This is a genomic window from Streptomyces sp. NPDC053513, assembly GCF_044544765.1.
Taxonomy (GTDB): domain Bacteria; phylum Actinomycetota; class Actinomycetes; order Streptomycetales; family Streptomycetaceae; genus Streptomyces; species Streptomyces litmocidini.
The window spans coordinates 178,365-195,771 of record NZ_JBITXP010000011.1; the positions used below are offsets into that span (position 1 = coordinate 178,365).

A 17,407-nucleotide genomic window follows, 5' to 3' on the forward strand; every position below is an offset into this window, starting at 1 on the left:
GTGTCGGGGCCGCGCGCCGTCGCTCGACGGACCGTCCATTGCCGCAGGTCGCGGCGGGCCGGGATGCTGCCCGTGTGAGAGCGACAGCCAGGAAACACATGTCCCGCCGGTCCCTGCTGCGCGGCATCGGCGGTGCCGGGGCCGGGGCCCTGCTCGCCGGGTGCGGGGTTCCCGCCGCCTACGTCGAGGAGGGCGACCGGGCCGGCCGGGACCTCTCGGCGCGCGACCGGATCCTCGACTTCGCCAACTGGCCGCTGTACATCGACACCGATGACGACCACGCGTCGAAGCGGCCGACCCTCGACGCCTTCCGGAAGCGGACCGGGATCTCCGTGCGGTACACCGAGGAGATCAACGACAACGACGAGTTCTTCGGCAAGATCAGCCCGTCCCTGATGAACCACCAGGAGACCGGGCGCGACCTGATCGTCGTCAGCGACTGGATGGCCGCCCGCTTCGTCCGCCTCGGCTGGGTCCAGGAGATGGACCGCACCGCCCAGCCGCACGTCACGCGCCACCTCGACCCGCAGCTGAAGTCACCCGCCTTCGACCCCGGCCGGCTGCACAGCGTGCCCTGGCAGTCCGGGATCACCGGCATCGCGTACAACCGGAAGAAGCTCGGCCGCGAACTGCGCTCCACGAGGGAGCTGTGGGCCGACGACCTGCGCGGCAAGGTCACCCTGCTGTCCGGGCTCGACGAGTCCTTCGCCCTGCTCATGCTGGGCAGGGGCGTCGACGTGACCAGGTGGACCGGCGACGACTTCCACGGCCTGTGCGAGCAGATCGAGGGACTCGTCCGGAAGAAGCACATCCGGCGCTTCACCGGGAACGACTACATCAAGGACCTGTCCACCGGCGACGTCCTCGCCTGCCAGGCGTACTCCGGCGACGTCATCCAGCTCCAGGCCGACAATCCGGACATCGAGTTCGTCGTGCCCGAGGAGGGCGCCGAACTGTGGGCCGAGTCCCTCATGGTCCCCAACCTCGCGCAGCACAAGTCCAACGCCGAGAAGCTCGTCGACTACTACTACGAACCCGAGGTCGCCGCCGAACTCGCCGCCTGGGTCAACTACGTCTGCCCGGTGCCGGCCGCGCAGGCCGTCCTCGCGGACTCCGGCGACGAGGAGCTCGTGGCGCTCGCCGAGGACCCGCTGATCTTCCCGGACGCCGGCATGCGCGGCCGGCTCGCCATCGCCCGGGACATCACCACCGAGGAGCGCCAGGAGTTCGCGAAGCGGTGGAACTCGATCGTGGGCCTGTGAGTTGGACCGATCATGACGGACACGCGCCTCGATCCGCTGGTCACCTACGGTCTGTTCCTCGCCTGGGCCGTGCACGACGCCGAAGAACTCGTGCGTGGCCCGCGCTGGCTCCGGGAGAACCTGCCGGGACTGCGTGAACGCTTCCCCGGCGTGCCAGAACGGGTGTGGAAGGCCGTCGAGTCCGTCGACGAGCGTGAATTCACCGCCGCCGTCGGGGTGATGGCGGTGATCGTCGGCGCGGCGGCCGTGGCGGGCGCGCGCTCCGGCGGCCGGTCCGGCCTCTACCAGGGGGCGGTGACCGGCTTCGGGCTGCACGGGCTCGTGCACCTCGCGCAGGCCGCCGTGGCGCGGGGCGCGACGCCCGGCGCGCCGACCTCGCCGCTCGTCGTCATTCCCTTCTCCCTGTGGGCCCGCCGCCGGCTGCGGCGGGCCGGGGTGCTGCGGCCGGTCACGGCCGGGGGAGTGGCGGCGGGGCTCGCGGTGGCGGCGGGCGCGACGGTGGTGGCGCACGGGGTCGGCCGGAGGATCGCGGCGCGGTTCTGAACGCGCTCAAAAACATGGGGCCCTGACTTCTGAACGCGTTCAAGAGGAGCGTACGCTGGCCCCATGAGCGACCCGAACGGGCCGAGAGCCCTTCTCGCGCGCATCCGCGTCTGGCTGATCGTCTTCGTCGTCTGCCTGGTCCTGAGCGGGGCCACCGCCTTCCCGCTCGTCACCGAACTCCGCCTGCTCGACTCCGCCCTGACCGGGTGGGCCTCGCCCGTGGCCGACCTCCTCCCCGGCCTCGCCGAGTGGATCCACCGGGTGCGGGAGGGACTCGCGGCCGCCGACGCCCGGTCCCCGTACCTGCTCTACGGCACCGACTGGCTCGCCTTCGCGCACCTCGTCATCGCGGTCGCCTTCCACGGCCCGTACCGCGACCCGGTCCGCAACGTCTGGGTGATCGAGTTCGGCATGATCGCCTGCGTCGGCATAGTCCCACTGGCCCTGATCTGCGGACCGATCCGGGACATCCCCTTCTGGTGGTCGGTCGTCGACATGTCGTTCGGCGTCATCGGCATCCTGCCGCTGCTCCACGTACGCCGGCTGATCAAGCGGCTCGAAGCGGCCCGGCCCGAGACCGCTCACTCCGGCAGGCCGTAGGCCGCCACCATCAGGCGCAGGGCCGTCGGGTTCATGTCCTGGCCCTTGGCGTCCGTGGAGTTGACGCTGTAGACGAGCGTGCGGGCACCGTCGCGGGTCGACGCGATGGCCGCGTTGTAGCCCCAGCGGCCACCCGTCTTGCCCCACACCTCCCGGCCGCCGAGCCTCTTCATCGACAGCCCGACGGAGTACGCGGCCGGGTCGCCGGTCTTCAGGTCGGGGACCTTCGGGAGGGTGAACATCTCCTCCAGGAGCGGGCCCCGCACCACCCCGCCCGCGAACAGGGCCCGGGTGAATCGCTCCAGGTCGATGGTGGTCGAGAGGAGGTCCCCGGCCGCCCAGCCGTCCGTCGTCCCCCACACCGAGACGTCTCGCAGGCCCGTCGTGCCGTCGTCGAGCCGCATCGTCTGGTAGCCGTGGTTGTACGGGCCGGTGATCTCGGCCGCCCCGCGCGGGAAGTACGTGTCCCGCAGCCCCAGCGGCCGCAGGATCCGCCGCTCCACCTGGTGCTCGTACGAGTCGCCCGTGACCCGCTCCACGATCAGGCCCGCGATCGTGTACCCGATGTTCAGGTAGTGCTGCCTCGTGCCCGGCCGGAACTCGCGCGGCCGCGCCGTCGCCGAGCGGACCAGCTCCTCCGGGGTGTGGACGGCGAAGCGGTTCGCGTACCACTCCTCGACCGTCTCGCCCGGCATGTCGGCGGCCGGGATGCCGTGGGTGTGGTTCAGGAGCTGACGCACGGTCACCGTGGCGTAGCGGCCGGGGATCAGGTCCGGGAGGTACGCGCGGGCCGGCCGGTCCAGGTCGATCCGGCCCTCCGCGGCCAGCTGGAGGACGGTCGCCGCCGTGAACACCTTCGTCACCGAACCGGCCCGGAAGCGGGCGGCCGGGTCCGCCGGGGCGTTCGTCTCCAGGTCGTGCACGCCCGCGCTGCCCCGCCAGGAACCCTCGGTGCCGCCGACCCGGACCAGCGCCGCCGTCGCGTCGGCGCGGGGGAGGCCCGCGACGACCGCCGACAGGTCGGGCGTCGAGGCCTGTGCCACCGACGGGGTCGTGGCCGCGAAGGCGGGGGTGAGGGCCGGGCCGGCGGCGACGCCCAGGACCAGGGCGGCGGCGAGCAGGGCGCGGGTGGACTTCCGCATGGTCAACTCCGGTGGTGTGAGCCGTTGTTCTCGATGGCTCCATCCTGCTGACCGGGGACGATCGGCGGATCGCCCGCACCGGCGGTCTTCGGCGGGTCAGTTCCTCCCCGGCGCGGGGGAGGGGCCGGGCCCCGCGCCTCCCCCGGGCGGGGGAGAGCCCGCCGCGACCAGACCCGTCTCGTACGCGCAGATCACCGCCTGGACGCGGTCCCGCAGCCCCAGCTTGGCCAGCACGTTGCCCACGTGCGTCTTCACCGTGTGGTCGCTGACCACCAGCTCCGCCGCGATCTCCGCGTTCGACAGGCCCCGCGCGAGCAGCAGCAGGGTCTCCCGCTCCCGCCCGGTGAGGACGTCGAGCCGGGGATCGGTCCTGCGCGGCCCGCCCGTCGTGTACTGCTCCACGAGCCGCCGCGCCACGGACGGCGCGAGCAGCGAGTCGCCCGCCGCCACCACCCGCACCGCGTGCACGAGGTCGTCCCGCCGCACGTCCTTGAGGAGGAAACCGCTCGCGCCCGCGTGCAGCGCCTCGTACACGTACGCGTCGGTGTCGAAGGTCGTCAGCATCACCGTCCGGCAGCCGGACTCCGCGCTGATCACCCGGCAGGCCTCGATGCCGTCCGTCCGGGGCATCCGGATGTCGAGCAGCGCCACGTCCGGCGCGAGCCGCCGCACCGCCTCGACGGCCTCCGCCCCGTCCCCGGCCTCCGCCACCACCTCGATGTCCGGCTGCGCGTCCAGGATCATCGCGAAGCCGCTGCGCACCAGCTCCTGGTCGTCCGCGACCACCACCCGGATCGTCATCCCTTCCCCTCCCCCACGGGCAGCAGGGCCCGCACCTCGAACCCCCGGCCGCCCGGACCCGGGCCCGCCTCCGCCGTCCCGCCGTGCGCGGCGGCCCGCTCCCGGATGCCCACCAGGCCGTGCCCGCCCGGACCGCCCTGCGGGCCCCGCCCGTCGTCGGTCACCGTGACCCGCAGGACGCCGTCGGCGTGGGCGAGCCGGACGTCGACGGTGCGGGCCCGCGCGTGCTTCACCACGTTCGTCAGCGCCTCCTGCACGATCCGGTAGACGCTCGCCCCGGTCGCCGCGGGCAGCGCCCGCACCCCGCCCTCCGTCGCGTACCCGACGGTCAGACCGCCCGCCCGCACCCGCTCCAGGAGACCGGGAAGGTCCGCCAGGTCCGGCTGCGGCTCGCGCGGCGCCGCCGTCTCGCCGCCGTCGCGCAGCAGCCCCAGCATCTGCCGCAGCTGGACCATCGCCTCCCGGCCCGTCTCCGAGATCGCCTCGAACGCGGCCTCCGCGCGCTCCGGCGCGGCCCGCACCGCGACCGGACCCGCCTCCGCCTGCACCACCATCAGGCTCACCGCGTGCGACAGGACGTCGTGCATCTCCCGCGCGATCCTGGCCCGCTCCCGCGCCGCCGCCCGCTCGGCCTCCACCCGCTGCGTCCGCTGCCGGGCGTCCGTGAGCCGACCGAAGACGTAGGCGGCGCCGAACACGAAGAGGGAGAAGGTGAGTTCGCGCGCCGACTGGGTGTTGAGCCACACCGAGGCCGGCACCGCGACCAGCATGAGCCCCGCCGTCGCGAGCCGCTTCCACCCCGGCGACAGCGCGGCGATCGTGTAGACGCCGACGAGCCCGGTGTACGGCAGCGGCTGCCCGGGACCCTCCAGGGCCAGCCGGTACAGCGCGCTCGCCGCCAGGATCGCGAACAGCACGGCGAGCGGCGCCCGCCGCCGCCAGACCAGCGGCACCACCGTCAGCGTCGTCAGCCCGTACGCCGGCCAGGTCGCCGGTTCCAGCTCGGGCCCGCGCGGCACCACGAACGGCATCGTCATCGCCGCCTGCACCAGCAGCGCGATCCCGACGTCCACCGCCCACGGGTTCGCCGCGGCCCAGGCCCGCGCCCGCACCCACCCGCCGCGCACGTCCCCCCGTACGCCCATTACGGCTTGCGGCCCACCGCGCCGAACTGCGCCACCACGTGCGCCTCCCCGGAGGAGGGCCGCCAGCGCGAGCAGGAGACGATGCCCGGCTCCAGGAGGTCGAGGCCCTCGAAGAAGGAGGCGAACTCCTGCCGGGAGCGGGCGGTGATCGGCGGGGTCGCGTTCTCGTTCCAGAAGGCCATCGCGGCCTTGTTGCCCTCGCCGCCGAGCTCCGGCTCCAGCGTCGGATGGGTCACCACCAGATGGCTGCCGGAGGGCACGGCGGCCATCAGGGTCCGCACGATCGACCGGGCCTCGTCGGTGTCCAGGACGAAGTTGAGGATGCCGAGCATCATCACCGCGACCGGGCGGGACAGGTCCAGGGCCCCGGCCGCCGCCGCGACGATCCGCTCCGGGTCGTGGGCGTCGGCGTCCACGTACTCGGTGACGCCCTCCGGCGCGCCGGTCAGGAGCGCGCGGGCGTGCGTCAGGACGATCGGGTCGTTGTCGACGTAGACGATCCGGGCGTCGGGGGCGATCCGCTGCGCCACCTCGTGGGTGTTGTCCGCGGTCGGCAGGCCCGTACCGATGTCCAGGAACTGGCGGACGCCCGCCTCGGCGGCCAGATGGGTCACCGCCCGCCCGAGGAACGCCCGGTCCGCGCGCGCCACTTCGCCGATGCTCGGGTAGAAGCCGGTGACGGTGTCGCCGACCGCGCGGTCCACCGGATAGTTGTCCTTGCCGCCCAGCCAGTAGTTCCACACCCGGGCGTTGTGGGCGATGTCGGTCCTGATCCGGTCGTTCACGCGCGAGCCTTTCGCAACAGGGCGGCGAGGGTGTCGACCCGATTCGTGGTGATCGCGTCGACCCCGGTCAAGATCAGCTTACGCATGGTGCGCGCGGTGTCCGCCGTCCAGGTCGAGACGAGCAGCCCGTCCCGGTGGACCCGCTCGGTCAGCTCCCGACTCACCAGACCGAAACGGTAGTTGAGCCACCGCGGCCGCACGGCGTCGAGCAGCACCGGCCGGGGCGGGGCGAGCGTGGTCCAGGTCAGGGCGATCTCGGCGGCCGGATCGGCGGCCCGCACCTGGAGCATGGCGACGGCGCCCGCGCAGTAGTAGACGCGCTCCCCGGCCCCGCACTCGCGGACCGTGCCGACGATCCGGCGGACCGAGTCCTCGTTCCCGCCCGGCAGGTCCAGCATCAGCCGGTGGTCCCCCGCGACGAGCAGCGCGTCGCGGAGGGTCGGCACCTCGCCGCGCGTCAGCTCGCGCAACCGCTCGTGCGTGAGGCCGGCGAGCGGCCGGTCGTGCCCCCACAGGCGCTTCAGGGTGTCGTCGTGGAGCAGGACGGGCACCCCGTCCTGCGTCAGCCGGACGTCGACCTCGACGGCGTCCGCCCCCCGCTCGATCGCCGAGGCGATCGAGGGGAGCGTGTTCTCGCGGACGCGGTACGGGTCGCCGCGATGACCTACGACAGTGACGGAGCGCATGGCCCCATTCTCGCCGCCGTCAGCGCGCCAGCCAGTCGTTCGTGTACGTGTCGATCTCGGCGGCGATCCGGGCCTTGCCGGCCGCGTCGAGGAAGGAGGCCTCCACCGCGTTCTTGGCGAGGGCGGCGACACCGCGCTCGTCGAGGCCGAGGAGACGGGCGGCGACGGCGTACTCGGTGTTGAGGTCCGTGCCGAACATCGGCGGGTCGTCGCTGTTGACGGTGACGAGCACCCCGGCGTCGACCATCTGCCGGATCGGGTGCTCCTCCAGGGTGGCGACGGCCCGGGTCGCGATGTTCGACGTCGGGCAGACCTCCAGGGCGATCCGGTGCTCGGCGAGGTACGAGAGCAGCTCGGGGTCCTGGACGGAGCTGGTGCCGTGGCCGATGCGCTCGGCGCCCAGCTCGCGGATCGCGTCCCAGACGGTCCCGGGCCCGGTCGTCTCGCCCGCGTGCGGGACGGAGCGCAGGCCGGCCGCGCGGGCCAGGTCGAAGTACGGCTTGAACTGCGGGCGCGGCACGCCGATCTCCGGGCCGCCCAGACCGAAGGAGACCAGGCCCTCCGGGCGCAGCCCGTCGGTGGTGGCGAGCCGCGCGGTCTCCTCGGCGGCGACGAGGCCGGCCTCGCCGGGGATGTCGAAGCACCAGCGCAGGATCGTGCCGAACTCGGCCTCGGCCGCCTTGCGGGCGTCCTCGATCGCCGCCATGAAGGCGCGCTCGTCGATGCCGCGGCGGGTGGAGGAGTACGGGGTGATGGTCAGCTCGGCGTAGCGGATGTTCTGCCGGGCCATGTCACGGGCGACCTCGAAGGTCAGCAGCCGGACGTCCTCGGGCGTGCGGACCAGGTCGACGACCGACAGGTAGACGTCGATGAAGTGCGCGAAGTCCGTGAACGTGAAGTAGTCGGTGAGGGCCTCCGGGTCCGTGGGGACCTTGGAATCCGGGTGCCGGGCGGCGAGCTCGGCGACGATCCGGGGCGAGGCGGAGCCGACGTGGTGGACGTGCAGCTCGGCCTTGGGCAGGCCCGCGATGAAAGGGTGGAGATCGGTCATCCGGCCATCGTAGGCCGGGCGGTTCCCCCGTAGGGGTGAGGCCGTAGCATGACGTGACCACGATGGGGGAGGCCCATGTCTGACAACCGAGACCAGTCGCGGGGCGGGTACGACCCGACCGACCCGTGGGCTCCGCCGAACCGCGACGGGGTGGAACTGAGCAAGCCGGCGACGCCGTCGCCCTCGCCGGTGCACGACCAGCCGACCATGACGTCCTTCCCGGCCGCGCCGGGAGGTCCCGGCGGGGACGTCCCGCCGCCCCCGGTCGCCCCCGGCGGCCCGGCGGCCACGCCCGGGTACGGCTACCCGGCGGACACCTCCGGCGGCTACGGCTACCCGGCGGCGGCCACGACCCCGCCGGCCGCCTCGGGATACGGCTACCCCGGCTACTCGGGGTACGCCCAGCCGGGGCAGCCCGGCTGGCCGCAGGCCCCGTCCAACGGCATGGGCACGACGGCGATGGTGCTCGGCATCATCGCGGTCGCGGGCTTCTGCCTGTACGGACTGGGGGTGGTCCTCGGCATCCTGGCGCTGATCTTCGGCATCATCGGCATGAAGAAGGCGGGCCGGGGCGAGGCGACCAACCGGGGCATGGCGCTGGCCGGCGTCATCCTCGGCTCGATCGGCATCCTCGTCAGCGCCGTCTTCCTGGGCTTCGTGATCTGGGCGATCGCGAACGCCCCCTCCGGCTCCTCGGAGGACGGCTACGACGAGGACCCGTTCGCGTCGAGCCTGGTGGTCGAGAGCGGCCGCTGACGGCCGTACGCGCACGCTAGGGCCCCGCACCCGTCTGAGGGGGGTGCGGGGCCCCTGCGCGTCCCGGGCCCCCTGTGCGTCTCGGGGCCCCTGCGCGTCTCGGCCCCCTGCACGTTTCGGGCCCCTGTCGTCTCAGGCGGTCCGCAGCCGCTCCCGGGCCTCCATCAGGGCGAAGCCCAGCAGGTTGAGGCCGCGCCAGCGGGCCGGGTCGTGGGCGCGGGGGTCGTCGGCGGCGAGCCCGATGCCCCAGACGCGGTCCAGCGGGCTGGCCTCGACGAGGACGCGCCCGCCCGTGCCCAGGAGGTACGCGCGCAGCGCCTCGTCCGAGGAGAACTTGTGGACGCTGCCCTCCACGACGATCCCGAAGCGCTCCCGCTCCCAGACGGCCTCGTCGAAGCCGCGCACCAGCCGGCCCGCCTTCTTCGCCTCCGCGGGCGTGGGGGCGGTCAGCGCGGCCCGCTCGGCGTCCGCGTCCCGGAAGAGGCGGGCCTTGGCGGCCATCATCCAGTGCTCGGCGGTCGCGTACGTCACGCCGTCGACCGCGAAGGGCGACGGCCACCACTGGCTCAGACAGCTCGCCGACAGTCGCCCGTCGGGGTGCGGACGGTGCCCCCAGAAGTGCAGCCACTTCACCCGGTCACCACGTGTGACCTGCTGCGTCAGCTCTTCGATCTTGCTCATACATGCGAGTCTGGCATCCGCCACGGACACTCCGTACGGAGATTTTCCGGCCTCCTCGACACATGGTCGACCGATTCCGTCGCGTAACCAAAAGGCAACAACGGAATCACTTGTTGGGTAGTCGCCCCTCTGTCAGGATCGGCACTCAATTCGAGCTGGGACAACGGAGAGCGTCATGACCAACCGCTTCCAGGTGACGGACCGCTTCGCGGACGGCGCGCAGTACATCGGCGGAAGGCTCCGCGCCGGAACCTCAGGTCGGGAACACAGCGTGATCGACCCGGCGACGGGCAAGAGCGTCTACACCTACGCCCTCGCCTCCACCGCCGACGTGGACGAGGCCGTCGCCGCCGCCAAGGCCGCCTTCCCCGCCTGGGCGGCGGCCACCCCGGGCGAGCGCTCCGACGCGCTCCACCGCCTCGCCGGCGTCCTCGCCGAGTGGGCGGAGGACCTCGCCCGGGTCGAGTCCCTCCAGTGCGGCAAGCCGCTCAAGCTCACCACCGAGTTCGACGTGCCCGGCACCGTCGACAACACGGCCTTCTTCGCGGGGGCCGCCCGCCACCTCCAGGGCCAGTCGGCCGCCGAGTACACCGGCGACCACACCTCGTACATCCGGCGCGAGCCGATCGGCGTCATCGGCTCCATCGCCCCCTGGAACTACCCGCTCCAGATGGCCGCCTGGAAGATCCTCCCGGCGATTGCCGCCGGCAACACCATCGTCCTGAAGCCGGCCGAGCTCACCCCGCTGACCTCGCTGATGTTCGCGCAGGCGGCGAAGGAGGCCGGCATCCCCGACGGGGTGATCAACATCGTCAGCGGCTCCGGACGGGTCGTCGGTGAGCACCTCGTCGGCCACCCGGACGTCGTCATGACCTCCTTCACCGGCTCCACCCCCGTCGGCAAGCGGGTCGCCGAGATCGCCACCACCACCGTGAAGCGGCTCCACCTCGAACTCGGCGGCAAGGCCCCCTTCCTCGTCTTCGACGACGCCGACCTGGAGGCCGCCGCCCACGGCGCCGTCGCCGCCTCCCTGATCAACAGCGGCCAGGACTGCACCGCCGCCACGCGCGCGTACGTCCAGCGGCCGCTCTTCGACGCCTTCGTCGCCCGGGTCGCCGAGCTCATGGAGACCGTCCGCGTCGGCGACCCCTTCGCGCCGGACACCGACCTCGGCCCGCTCGTCAGCCACCGCCACCGCGACGGCGTCGCCGGCTTCGTCGAGCGCGCCCGCGGCTACGCCACGGTCGTCACCGGCGGTGAAGCCCCTGGTGGAGAGCTCGAGAACGGCGCATACTACCGTCCCACCCTGATCACCGGCGCCGCGCAGGACAGCGAGGTCGTGCAGTCGGAGATCTTCGGTCCGGTCCTGGTGGCCCTGCCCTTCGACGGCGACGACGAGGGCATCCGGCTCGCCAACGACACCCCCTACGGCCTCGCCGCCTCCGCGTGGAGCCGTGACGTCTACCGGGCCAACCGTGCCACGCGGGAGATCAAGGCGGGATGTGTGTGGGTCAACGACCACATCCCGATCATCAGCGAGATGCCCCACGGCGGCACCAAGGCCTCCGGTTACGGAAAGGACATGTCGGCGTACTCCTTCGAGGAGTACACGCAGGTCAAGCACGTGATGTTCGACAACACCGCGGTGGCGGCCAAGGACTGGCACCGCACGATCTTCGGGGACCGATAGCAATTCGCCGCCCGACCAGCGGCCCACCCATCCCGAAAGGGCACAGCGCATGGAGCAGTACGAGCCCGACAGCCTGTCCGCCGCGCAGCTGGCGGCGATACGGCGCAGCCTGACGAGCGGCCGGGGCGCCCTCAGCCGCCGTTCGATGCTGCGCGCGGGCGGCGTCGGCGCGCTCACGGTCGGCGGCCTCGCCGGCCTGAGCGCCTGTGGCATCCCGCCGGCCAAGCGGGAGGGCAACGGCCCCGCGTCCATCGACGTCTCGGCCAAGGAGAAGACCGTCGCCTTCTCCAACTGGACCGAGTACATGGACGTCAGCGAGGACGAGAAGTCCCGCCCGACCCTGGAGGCGTTCGCGAAGCGCACCGGGATCAAGGTCAAGTACACCGAGGACATCAACGACAACGTCGAGTTCTTCGGCAAGATCAAGCCGCAGCTCGCGGCCGGCCAGGACACCGGCCGCGACCTGATCTGCGTCACCGACTGGCTCGCCGCCCGCATCATCCGGCTCGGCTGGGCGCAGAAGCTCGACCCGGCCAACCTGCCCAACGCGTACGCGAACCTCTCCGCCCAGTTCCGCCGCCCCGACTGGGACCCGGGCCGCTCCTACTCGTACCCGTGGACGGGCATCTCGACCGTCATCGCGTACAACTCCAAGGCGACCGGCGGCAAGAAGGTCGACTCCGTCACCCAGCTCCTCGACGACCCCTCCCTCAAGGGCCGCGTCGGCTTCCTCACCGAGATGCGCGACTCCGTCGGCATGACCCTGCTCGACATGGGCAAGGACCCGGGGAACTTCACCGACGCCGACTACGACGCGGCGATCGGGCGGCTCCAGAAGGGCGTCGACAAGAAGCAGATCCGCCGCTTCACCGGCAACGACTACACCTCCGACCTGGACAAGGGCGACATCGCGGCCTGCCTCGCCTGGGCCGGCGACATCATCCAGCTCCAGGCGGACAACCCGGACATCAAGTACTCCATCCCGTCCGCCGGTTACATCACCTCCAGCGACAACCTGCTCGTCCCCGCACAGGCCCGGCACAAGACGAACGCCGAGAAGCTCATCGACTACTACTACGAGCTTCCCGTCGCCGCCCAGCTCGCCGCGTACATCAACTACGTCTGCCCCGTCGACGGGGTGAAGGACGAGCTCGCCAAGATCGACCCCGAGCTCGCGAACAACACGCTGATCCTCCCGGACAAGGCCATGGCCAAGAAGTCCCACGCCTTCCGCTCGCTCACCAGCGCGGAGGAGACGGCGTACGAGGAGAAGTTCGCCAAGCTCATCGGCGCCTGAGTCCGGCCTCGTCCACCTCTCTCACTCCCTGGGACCGCAACCCATGACTGACAACACCACCGGCGGCGACGTCCGTCTCACCGGGATCAGCAAGTCGTACGGCTCTTTCCACGCCGTCCACCCGCTCGACCTGACCGTCCCGCAGGGCTCCTTCTTCGCCCTGCTCGGCGCCTCCGGCTGCGGCAAGACCACCACCCTGCGCATGATCGCCGGCCTGGAGGACCCGACGACGGGCACCGTCTTCCTCGGCGACCAGGACGTCACCGACCTCCCGCCCTACAAGCGGCCGGTCAACACCGTCTTCCAGTCCTACGCGCTCTTCCCGCACATGGACATCTCCGAGAACATCGCCTTCGGCCTGCGCCGCCGCGGCATCAAGTCGGTGAAGCCGCAGGTCGACGAGATGATCGACCTGGTCCAGCTCGGCGAGCACGCCCACAAGAAGCCGCACCAGCTCTCCGGCGGCCAGCAGCAGCGCGTCGCCGTGGCCCGCGCGCTCATCAACCACCCGCAGGTCCTCCTCCTCGACGAGCCGCTCGGCGCCCTCGACCTCAAGCTGCGCCGCCAGATGCAGCTGGAGCTCAAGCGGATCCAGACCGAGGTCGGCATCACCTTCGTGCACGTCACCCACGACCAGGAGGAGGCCATGACGATGGCCGACCAGGTCGCGGTGATGAACGGCGGCCGGGTCGAGCAGCTCGGCGCCCCCGCCGACCTGTACGAGAACCCGAGGACCACCTTCGTCGCCAACTTCCTGGGCACCTCGAACCTGATCGAGGCCGAGGTCCTGGAGACCGGCGCCGACGTGCTCGTCACGGCCGGCGGCGGCAAGCTCCGCGTCCCCGGGGACCGCTGTACCTCCGCCGTCCGCCAGGGCGGCAAGGTCCTCGTGGGCGTCCGTCCGGAGAAGATCTCGCTCGCGCACGCCGACGACGCGGGAGAGATCGCCGACGGCCGCAACCGGGTGACCGGCCGGATCGTCGACTCCTCCTTCATCGGCGTCTCCACCCAGTACGTGGTGAACTCGCCGGCCGGCGCGGAGCTCCAGGTGTACGAGCAGAACATCGAGCGCGACACGCGGCTCGTCCCGGGGGCGGAGGTCGTCCTGCACTGGAACCCGGCCCACACCTTCGGCCTCGACGCGGCCCAGGACATCGACGCGGGTGTCGAGACGGTGGAGGACGCCTCGTGACCGCGACCCTGGCGAAAGAGGTTCCCCCGATAGAGGAACCGGTTCTGCGCAAGCCCTCCGCCCGCAAGCGGCTCGTCCCGTACTGGCTGCTGCTGCCCGGCATCATCTGGCTGCTCGTCTTCTTCGCGCTGCCGATGGTCTACCAGGCCTCGACCTCGGTGCAGACCGGCTCCCTGGAGAAGGGCTTCGAGGTCACCTGGCACTTCCAGACCTACTGGGACGCCTTCCAGGAGTACTGGCCGCAGTTCGTCCGCTCCCTGCTGTACGCCGGGACCGCGACCCTGCTCTGCCTGCTGCTCGGCTACCCGCTCGCGTACCTCATCGCCTTCAAGGCCGGCCGCTGGCGCAACCTGCTCCTCGTCCTCGTCATCGCGCCGTTCTTCACCAGCTTCCTCATCCGCACGCTCGCGTGGAAGACGATCCTGGCCGACGACAGCGTGGTGGTGCAGGCGCTCAACGCCCTGCACTTCCTGGACGTCACCGACTGGCTCGGCTGGACCGAGGGCGACCGCGTCCTCGCCACCCCGATGGCCGTGGTCTGCGGCCTCACGTACAACTTCCTGCCCTTCATGATCCTGCCCCTCTACACCTCCCTGGAGCGGATCGACGGCCGGCTGCACGAGGCCGCGCAGGACCTGTACGCCTCCCCGGCGACCACCTTCCGCAAGGTGACCTTCCCGCTGTCGATGCCCGGCGTCGTCTCCGGCACCCTGCTCACCTTCATCCCGGCGAGCGGCGACTACGTCAACGCCGAACTGCTCGGCTCGACCGACACCAAGATGGTCGGAAACGTCATCCAGTCGCAGTTCCTGCGGGTGCTCGACTACCCGACGGCCGCCGCGCTCTCCTTCATCCTCATGGCGATCGTGCTCGGCATGGTCACCGTGTACATCCGCCGCGCCGGAACGGAGGACCTGGTCTGATGCGCTGGATCCGCAAGAACCTCGTCGTCGTCGCGGGCCTGCTGACGCTCGCGTACATGATCCTGCCGAACCTCGTGGTGATGGCGTTCTCCTTCAACCGGCCGAAGGGACGCTTCAACTACTCCTGGCAGGAGTTCTCGCTCGACGCCTGGAAGGACCCCTGCGGCGTCGCGGACATGTGCGAGTCGCTCTCGCTCTCGCTCCAGCTCGCCGCCTGGGCGACGCTCGGCGCGGTCCTCCTCGGCACGATGATCGCCTTCGCGCTGGTCCGCTACCGCTTCCGGGCGCGCGGCGCGATCAACTCGCTGATCTTCCTGCCGATGGCGATGCCCGAGGTCGTCATGGCCGCCTCGCTGCTCACGCTCTTCCTCAACATGGGGATCGAGCTGGGCTTCTGGACGGTCCTGATCGCCCACATCATGTTCTGCCTGTCGTTCGTCGTGACGGCGGTCAAGGCCCGGGTCATGTCCATGGACCCGCGCCTGGAGGAGGCCGCGCGCGACCTCTACGCGGGACCGGCGCAGACCTTCCTGCGCGTCACCCTGCCGATCGCCGCGCCCGGCATCGCGGCCGGCGCGCTGCTCGCCTTCGCGCTCTCGTTCGACGACTTCATCATCACCAACTTCAACGCGGGCTCCACCGTCACCTTCCCCATGTTCGTCTGGGGATCGGCGCAGCGCGGAACCCCCGTTCAGATCAACGTCATCGGCACCGCGATGTTCGTCCTCGCGGTACTGATGGTCGCGGCCGGGCAGATCATCGCGAACCGGCGCAAGAAGACAGCAACCGCCTGAGCGAGAAGCGTCTCAGGCACCGAAGGAGTTGGAAACCATGGCCCCAGTCGCCATGCGTCTCGCTGCACAATCTCTCTCCGACGCCCAGCCCGTCCCCTTCTGGCTGGAAGACCCCGGCAAGCCCGGAGCCCTGCCCGCCCTCACCGGCACCGAGAAGTGCGACCTCCTCGTGGTCGGCGGCGGATACAGCGGACTGTGGACCGCGCTCCTCGCCAAGGAGCGCGACCCCTCCCGGGACGTCGTACTGATCGAGGGCCGCGAGGTGGGCTGGGCCGCCTCGGGCCGCAACGGAGGCTTCTGCGCTGCCTCCCTCACCCACGGCTTCGGCAACGGGCTCGCCCGCTGGCCGGGCGAGCTGCCGAAGCTGGAGCGGCTCGGCGAGCGGAACCTCGACGCCATCGAGGAGACCGTCGCCCGCTACGGGATCGACTGCGACTTCGAGCGCACCGGCGAGATCGACGTCGCCACCGAGCCGTACCAGGTCGAGGAACTGGCCGAGGTGTACGCGGAGCTCGACCGGCTCGGGCTCGCGGACGGCGTCGAGTTCCTCGACCGGGACGCCGTACGGGCCGAGGTCGACTCCCCGACCTTCCTCGGCGGCATGTGGGACAGGCGCGGCGTCGCCATGCTCCACCCGGCCAAGCTGGCCTGGGGCCTGAAGCGGGCCTGCCTCGACCTGGGCGTCCGGATCTTCGAGAACACCCCCGGGCTCCAGCTGGTGTCGCTCGGCGCCGGGATGGGCGTCCGCACCCCGTACGGCAAGGTCGTCGCCGGTCGGGTCGCGCTCGGCACCAACGTCTTCCCGTCGCTGGTCAAGCGCGTCCGCGCGTACACGGTCCCGGTCTACGACTACGCCCTGATGACCGAGCCGCTCAGCCCCGGGCAGCTCGCCTCGATCGGCTGGAAGAACCGGCAGGGCCTCGGCGACTCCGCGAACCAGTTCCACTACTTCCGGATCACCGCGGACCACCGCATCCTGTGGGGCGGCTACGACGCGATCTATCCGTTCGGCGGCAAGGTCAGCGCCGAGATGGACCACCGCCCGGAGACGTACCTCAAGCTGGCCGAGCACTTCTTCCGCTGCTTCCCGCAGCTGGAGGGGCTCCGCTTCAGCCACGCCTGGGGCGGCGCGATCGACACCTGCTCGCGCTTCTCGGCCTTCTTCGGCACGGCGCACCAGGGGAAGGTGGCGTACGCGGCCGGGTTCACCGGCCTCGGCGTCGGCGCCACCCGCTTCGGCGGGGACGTGATGCTCGACCTGCTCGCGGGGGAGCGCACCGAGCGCACCGACCTGGAGATGGTCCGCTCCAAGCCGCTGCCGTTCCCGCCCGAGCCGGTCGCCTGGGCCGGCATCGGCATCACCAAGTGGTCGCTCGCCCGCGCCGACGAGAACGGCGGGCGGCGCAACCTGTGGCTGAAGGCCATGGACCGGCTCGGCCTCGGCTTCGACAGCTGAGCCCCCATGTGACGCAGGTCACTTTCGACGCGTAGGCGAAGCCGCGTAAGAGAAGCCCCCGTACCCGCTCTCTCCGTGTGGACACCGTGTCCACACGGAAGGAGATCGTCGCGATGACTGGTACGGGGGCTTCCGGCGTCAAGGCCGCGGTCGAATGGCTGGTCTCGGTCGCACCGGACCCCGGCGCCTGCCGCTGGGAATGGGAGCGCAACCCCCACGGGGTCGCGCTGCTGCCCGCCGGCAGGCGCTGGGACGTGCTGATCCTGCCGGGGGAGCTCGGCCACCCCACCCTCGACGTGCTGACCCGGCTCGTGGACCGGCCGGGCCCGGTCCTGGCCGACTTCGGCGAGTCCCGGACGGGCTTCTTCGTCCCGCCGGGAACGGCCGCCCGCTGGCTCGGCACCGGAGTGCGCGGCGCGGGCGCGGGGACCTGGATCGTCGCCCCGTACCCCGGGCGGGTCACGGGGCGGGTGCGCTGGCTGGTGGCACCGGACGGCCTGGGCACCCTCACCGACGCCTCCCTCCTGGAGCTGGCGATGCACGAGGCGGCGGGCCGGCTGGCCAGGGGGGAGGGAGGGGGCTGAACGAAGTCCCGGTCCGTAC

The 17,407-nt window shown here is 71.7% G+C and carries 18 protein-coding genes; 11 read left to right on the forward strand and 7 right to left on the reverse strand.

Annotation, left to right across the window (positions count from 1 at the left end; all coding sequences use genetic code 11):
* Positions 1–98 precede the first annotated feature (98 nt).
* From ACIGW4_RS21195 to ACIGW4_RS21205, 3 genes are all read left to right on the forward strand, one after another.
* Complete coding sequence (locus ACIGW4_RS21195; protein WP_399582253.1) at positions 99–1,262, forward strand: spermidine/putrescine ABC transporter substrate-binding protein; 1,164 nt, start codon at positions 99–101, stop codon at positions 1,260–1,262.
* Positions 1,263–1,274: 12 nt separating this feature from the next.
* Complete coding sequence (locus ACIGW4_RS21200; protein WP_359589252.1) at positions 1,275–1,805, forward strand: HXXEE domain-containing protein; 531 nt, start codon at positions 1,275–1,277, stop codon at positions 1,803–1,805.
* A gap of 63 nt (positions 1,806–1,868) precedes the next feature.
* Positions 1,869–2,405: a hypothetical protein gene (locus tag ACIGW4_RS21205; RefSeq protein WP_359589251.1), complete on the forward strand. Its 537-nt coding sequence runs from the start codon at positions 1,869–1,871 to the stop codon at positions 2,403–2,405.
* Here the strand turns inward: ACIGW4_RS21205 and ACIGW4_RS21210 are convergent.
* From ACIGW4_RS21210 to ACIGW4_RS21235, 6 genes are all read right to left on the reverse strand, one after another.
* Positions 2,387–3,547 carry a serine hydrolase domain-containing protein gene (locus ACIGW4_RS21210; RefSeq protein ID WP_399582255.1) on the reverse strand — a complete coding sequence of 387 codons (1,161 nt, stop codon included), beginning with the start codon at positions 3,545–3,547 and terminating at the stop codon, positions 2,387–2,389. The two genes, ACIGW4_RS21205 and ACIGW4_RS21210, sit on opposite strands and share 19 nt — an antisense overlap.
* 96 nt (positions 3,548–3,643) lie before the next feature.
* On the reverse strand, positions 3,644–4,348 hold the full coding sequence (locus tag ACIGW4_RS21215) for a response regulator transcription factor (protein ID WP_123455637.1): 705 nt from the start codon (positions 4,346–4,348) through the stop codon (positions 3,644–3,646).
* Positions 4,345–5,493: a sensor histidine kinase gene (locus tag ACIGW4_RS21220; RefSeq protein ID WP_399582258.1), complete on the reverse strand. Its 1,149-nt coding sequence runs from the start codon at positions 5,491–5,493 to the stop codon at positions 4,345–4,347. Before ACIGW4_RS21220 ends, ACIGW4_RS21215 begins: the two co-directional genes overlap by 4 nt.
* Complete coding sequence (locus ACIGW4_RS21225; RefSeq protein WP_123455639.1) at positions 5,493–6,278, reverse strand: SAM-dependent methyltransferase; 786 nt, start codon at positions 6,276–6,278, stop codon at positions 5,493–5,495. The genes ACIGW4_RS21220 and ACIGW4_RS21225 overlap by 1 nt, the downstream gene beginning before the upstream one ends.
* Positions 6,275–6,964: a glycerophosphodiester phosphodiesterase gene (locus ACIGW4_RS21230; RefSeq protein ID WP_398713328.1), complete on the reverse strand. Its 690-nt coding sequence runs from the start codon at positions 6,962–6,964 to the stop codon at positions 6,275–6,277. Before ACIGW4_RS21230 ends, ACIGW4_RS21225 begins: the two co-directional genes overlap by 4 nt.
* Before the next feature lie 19 nt (positions 6,965–6,983).
* Positions 6,984–8,015, reverse strand: coding sequence for an adenosine deaminase (locus ACIGW4_RS21235; RefSeq protein WP_123455641.1), 1,032 nt, complete (start codon positions 8,013–8,015; stop codon positions 6,984–6,986).
* Positions 8,016–8,090: 75 nt separating this feature from the next.
* Here ACIGW4_RS21235 and ACIGW4_RS21240 point away from each other — a divergent pair, with 75 nt between their 5' ends.
* The gene (locus ACIGW4_RS21240; protein WP_123455642.1) at positions 8,091–8,771 is read left to right on the forward strand and encodes a DUF4190 domain-containing protein; all 681 of its coding nucleotides are present in this window, start codon (positions 8,091–8,093) and stop codon (positions 8,769–8,771) included.
* A 132-nt stretch (positions 8,772–8,903) separates the two neighbouring features.
* Here ACIGW4_RS21240 and ACIGW4_RS21245 read toward each other — a convergent pair whose 3' ends face one another.
* Positions 8,904–9,452 (reverse strand): NADAR family protein, encoded by a 549-nt coding sequence (locus ACIGW4_RS21245; RefSeq protein ID WP_123455643.1) that lies wholly within the window; start codon positions 9,450–9,452, stop codon positions 8,904–8,906.
* Between the two features lie 175 nt (positions 9,453–9,627).
* Between ACIGW4_RS21245 and ACIGW4_RS21250 the strand changes: the two genes are divergently transcribed.
* The 7 genes from ACIGW4_RS21250 to ACIGW4_RS21280 all read left to right on the forward strand — a co-directional run bounded on the left by ACIGW4_RS21250 (position 9,628) and on the right by ACIGW4_RS21280 (position 17,388).
* The gene (locus ACIGW4_RS21250; RefSeq protein ID WP_359589245.1) at positions 9,628–11,142 is read left to right on the forward strand and encodes a gamma-aminobutyraldehyde dehydrogenase; all 1,515 of its coding nucleotides are present in this window, start codon (positions 9,628–9,630) and stop codon (positions 11,140–11,142) included.
* A 49-nt stretch (positions 11,143–11,191) separates the two neighbouring features.
* The gene (locus ACIGW4_RS21255) at positions 11,192–12,439 is read left to right on the forward strand and encodes a PotD/PotF family extracellular solute-binding protein (RefSeq protein WP_123455645.1); all 1,248 of its coding nucleotides are present in this window, start codon (positions 11,192–11,194) and stop codon (positions 12,437–12,439) included.
* A gap of 43 nt (positions 12,440–12,482) precedes the next feature.
* Positions 12,483–13,631 (forward strand): ABC transporter ATP-binding protein, encoded by a 1,149-nt coding sequence (locus ACIGW4_RS21260; RefSeq protein WP_123455646.1) that lies wholly within the window; start codon positions 12,483–12,485, stop codon positions 13,629–13,631.
* On the forward strand, positions 13,628–14,554 hold the full coding sequence (locus ACIGW4_RS21265) for an ABC transporter permease (RefSeq protein WP_123455647.1): 927 nt from the start codon (positions 13,628–13,630) through the stop codon (positions 14,552–14,554). Before ACIGW4_RS21260 ends, ACIGW4_RS21265 begins: the two co-directional genes overlap by 4 nt.
* Positions 14,554–15,348: an ABC transporter permease gene (locus ACIGW4_RS21270; protein ID WP_123455648.1), complete on the forward strand. Its 795-nt coding sequence runs from the start codon at positions 14,554–14,556 to the stop codon at positions 15,346–15,348. Before ACIGW4_RS21265 ends, ACIGW4_RS21270 begins: the two co-directional genes overlap by 1 nt.
* Positions 15,349–15,385: 37 nt before the next feature.
* On the forward strand, positions 15,386–16,804 hold the full coding sequence (locus ACIGW4_RS21275) for an FAD-binding oxidoreductase (RefSeq protein WP_123455649.1): 1,419 nt from the start codon (positions 15,386–15,388) through the stop codon (positions 16,802–16,804).
* Between the two features lie 113 nt (positions 16,805–16,917).
* Entirely contained in the window at positions 16,918–17,388 is a 471-nt protein-coding gene (locus ACIGW4_RS21280; protein ID WP_399582268.1) for a hypothetical protein, read from the forward strand.
* Positions 17,389–17,407 lie beyond the last annotated feature (19 nt).

Bases quoted from the DNA above. Each gene is read 5' to 3' on its own strand.
- ACIGW4_RS21195 (WP_399582253.1), top strand. From the start codon at position 99: ATGTCCCGCCGGTCCCTGCTGCGCGGCATCGGCGGTGCCGGGGCCGGG.
- ACIGW4_RS21200 (WP_359589252.1), top strand. From the start codon at position 1,275: ATGACGGACACGCGCCTCGATCCGCTGGTCACCTACGGTCTGTTCCTC.
- ACIGW4_RS21205 (WP_359589251.1), top strand. From the start codon at position 1,869: ATGAGCGACCCGAACGGGCCGAGAGCCCTTCTCGCGCGCATCCGCGTC.
- ACIGW4_RS21210 (WP_399582255.1), bottom strand. From the start codon at position 3,547: ATGCGGAAGTCCACCCGCGCCCTGCTCGCCGCCGCCCTGGTCCTGGGC.
- ACIGW4_RS21215 (WP_123455637.1), bottom strand. From the start codon at position 4,348: ATGACGATCCGGGTGGTGGTCGCGGACGACCAGGAGCTGGTGCGCAGC.
- ACIGW4_RS21220 (WP_399582258.1), bottom strand. From the start codon at position 5,493: ATGGGCGTACGGGGGGACGTGCGCGGCGGGTGGGTGCGGGCGCGGGCC.
- ACIGW4_RS21230 (WP_398713328.1), bottom strand. From the start codon at position 6,964: ATGCGCTCCGTCACTGTCGTAGGTCATCGCGGCGACCCGTACCGCGTC.
- ACIGW4_RS21235 (WP_123455641.1), bottom strand. From the start codon at position 8,015: ATGACCGATCTCCACCCTTTCATCGCGGGCCTGCCCAAGGCCGAGCTG.
- ACIGW4_RS21240 (WP_123455642.1), top strand. From the start codon at position 8,091: ATGTCTGACAACCGAGACCAGTCGCGGGGCGGGTACGACCCGACCGAC.
- ACIGW4_RS21245 (WP_123455643.1), bottom strand. From the start codon at position 9,452: ATGAGCAAGATCGAAGAGCTGACGCAGCAGGTCACACGTGGTGACCGG.
- ACIGW4_RS21250 (WP_359589245.1), top strand. From the start codon at position 9,628: ATGACCAACCGCTTCCAGGTGACGGACCGCTTCGCGGACGGCGCGCAG.
- ACIGW4_RS21255 (WP_123455645.1), top strand. From the start codon at position 11,192: ATGGAGCAGTACGAGCCCGACAGCCTGTCCGCCGCGCAGCTGGCGGCG.
- ACIGW4_RS21260 (WP_123455646.1), top strand. From the start codon at position 12,483: ATGACTGACAACACCACCGGCGGCGACGTCCGTCTCACCGGGATCAGC.
- ACIGW4_RS21270 (WP_123455648.1), top strand. From the start codon at position 14,554: ATGCGCTGGATCCGCAAGAACCTCGTCGTCGTCGCGGGCCTGCTGACG.
- ACIGW4_RS21275 (WP_123455649.1), top strand. From the start codon at position 15,386: ATGGCCCCAGTCGCCATGCGTCTCGCTGCACAATCTCTCTCCGACGCC.
- ACIGW4_RS21280 (WP_399582268.1), top strand. From the start codon at position 16,918: ATGACTGGTACGGGGGCTTCCGGCGTCAAGGCCGCGGTCGAATGGCTG.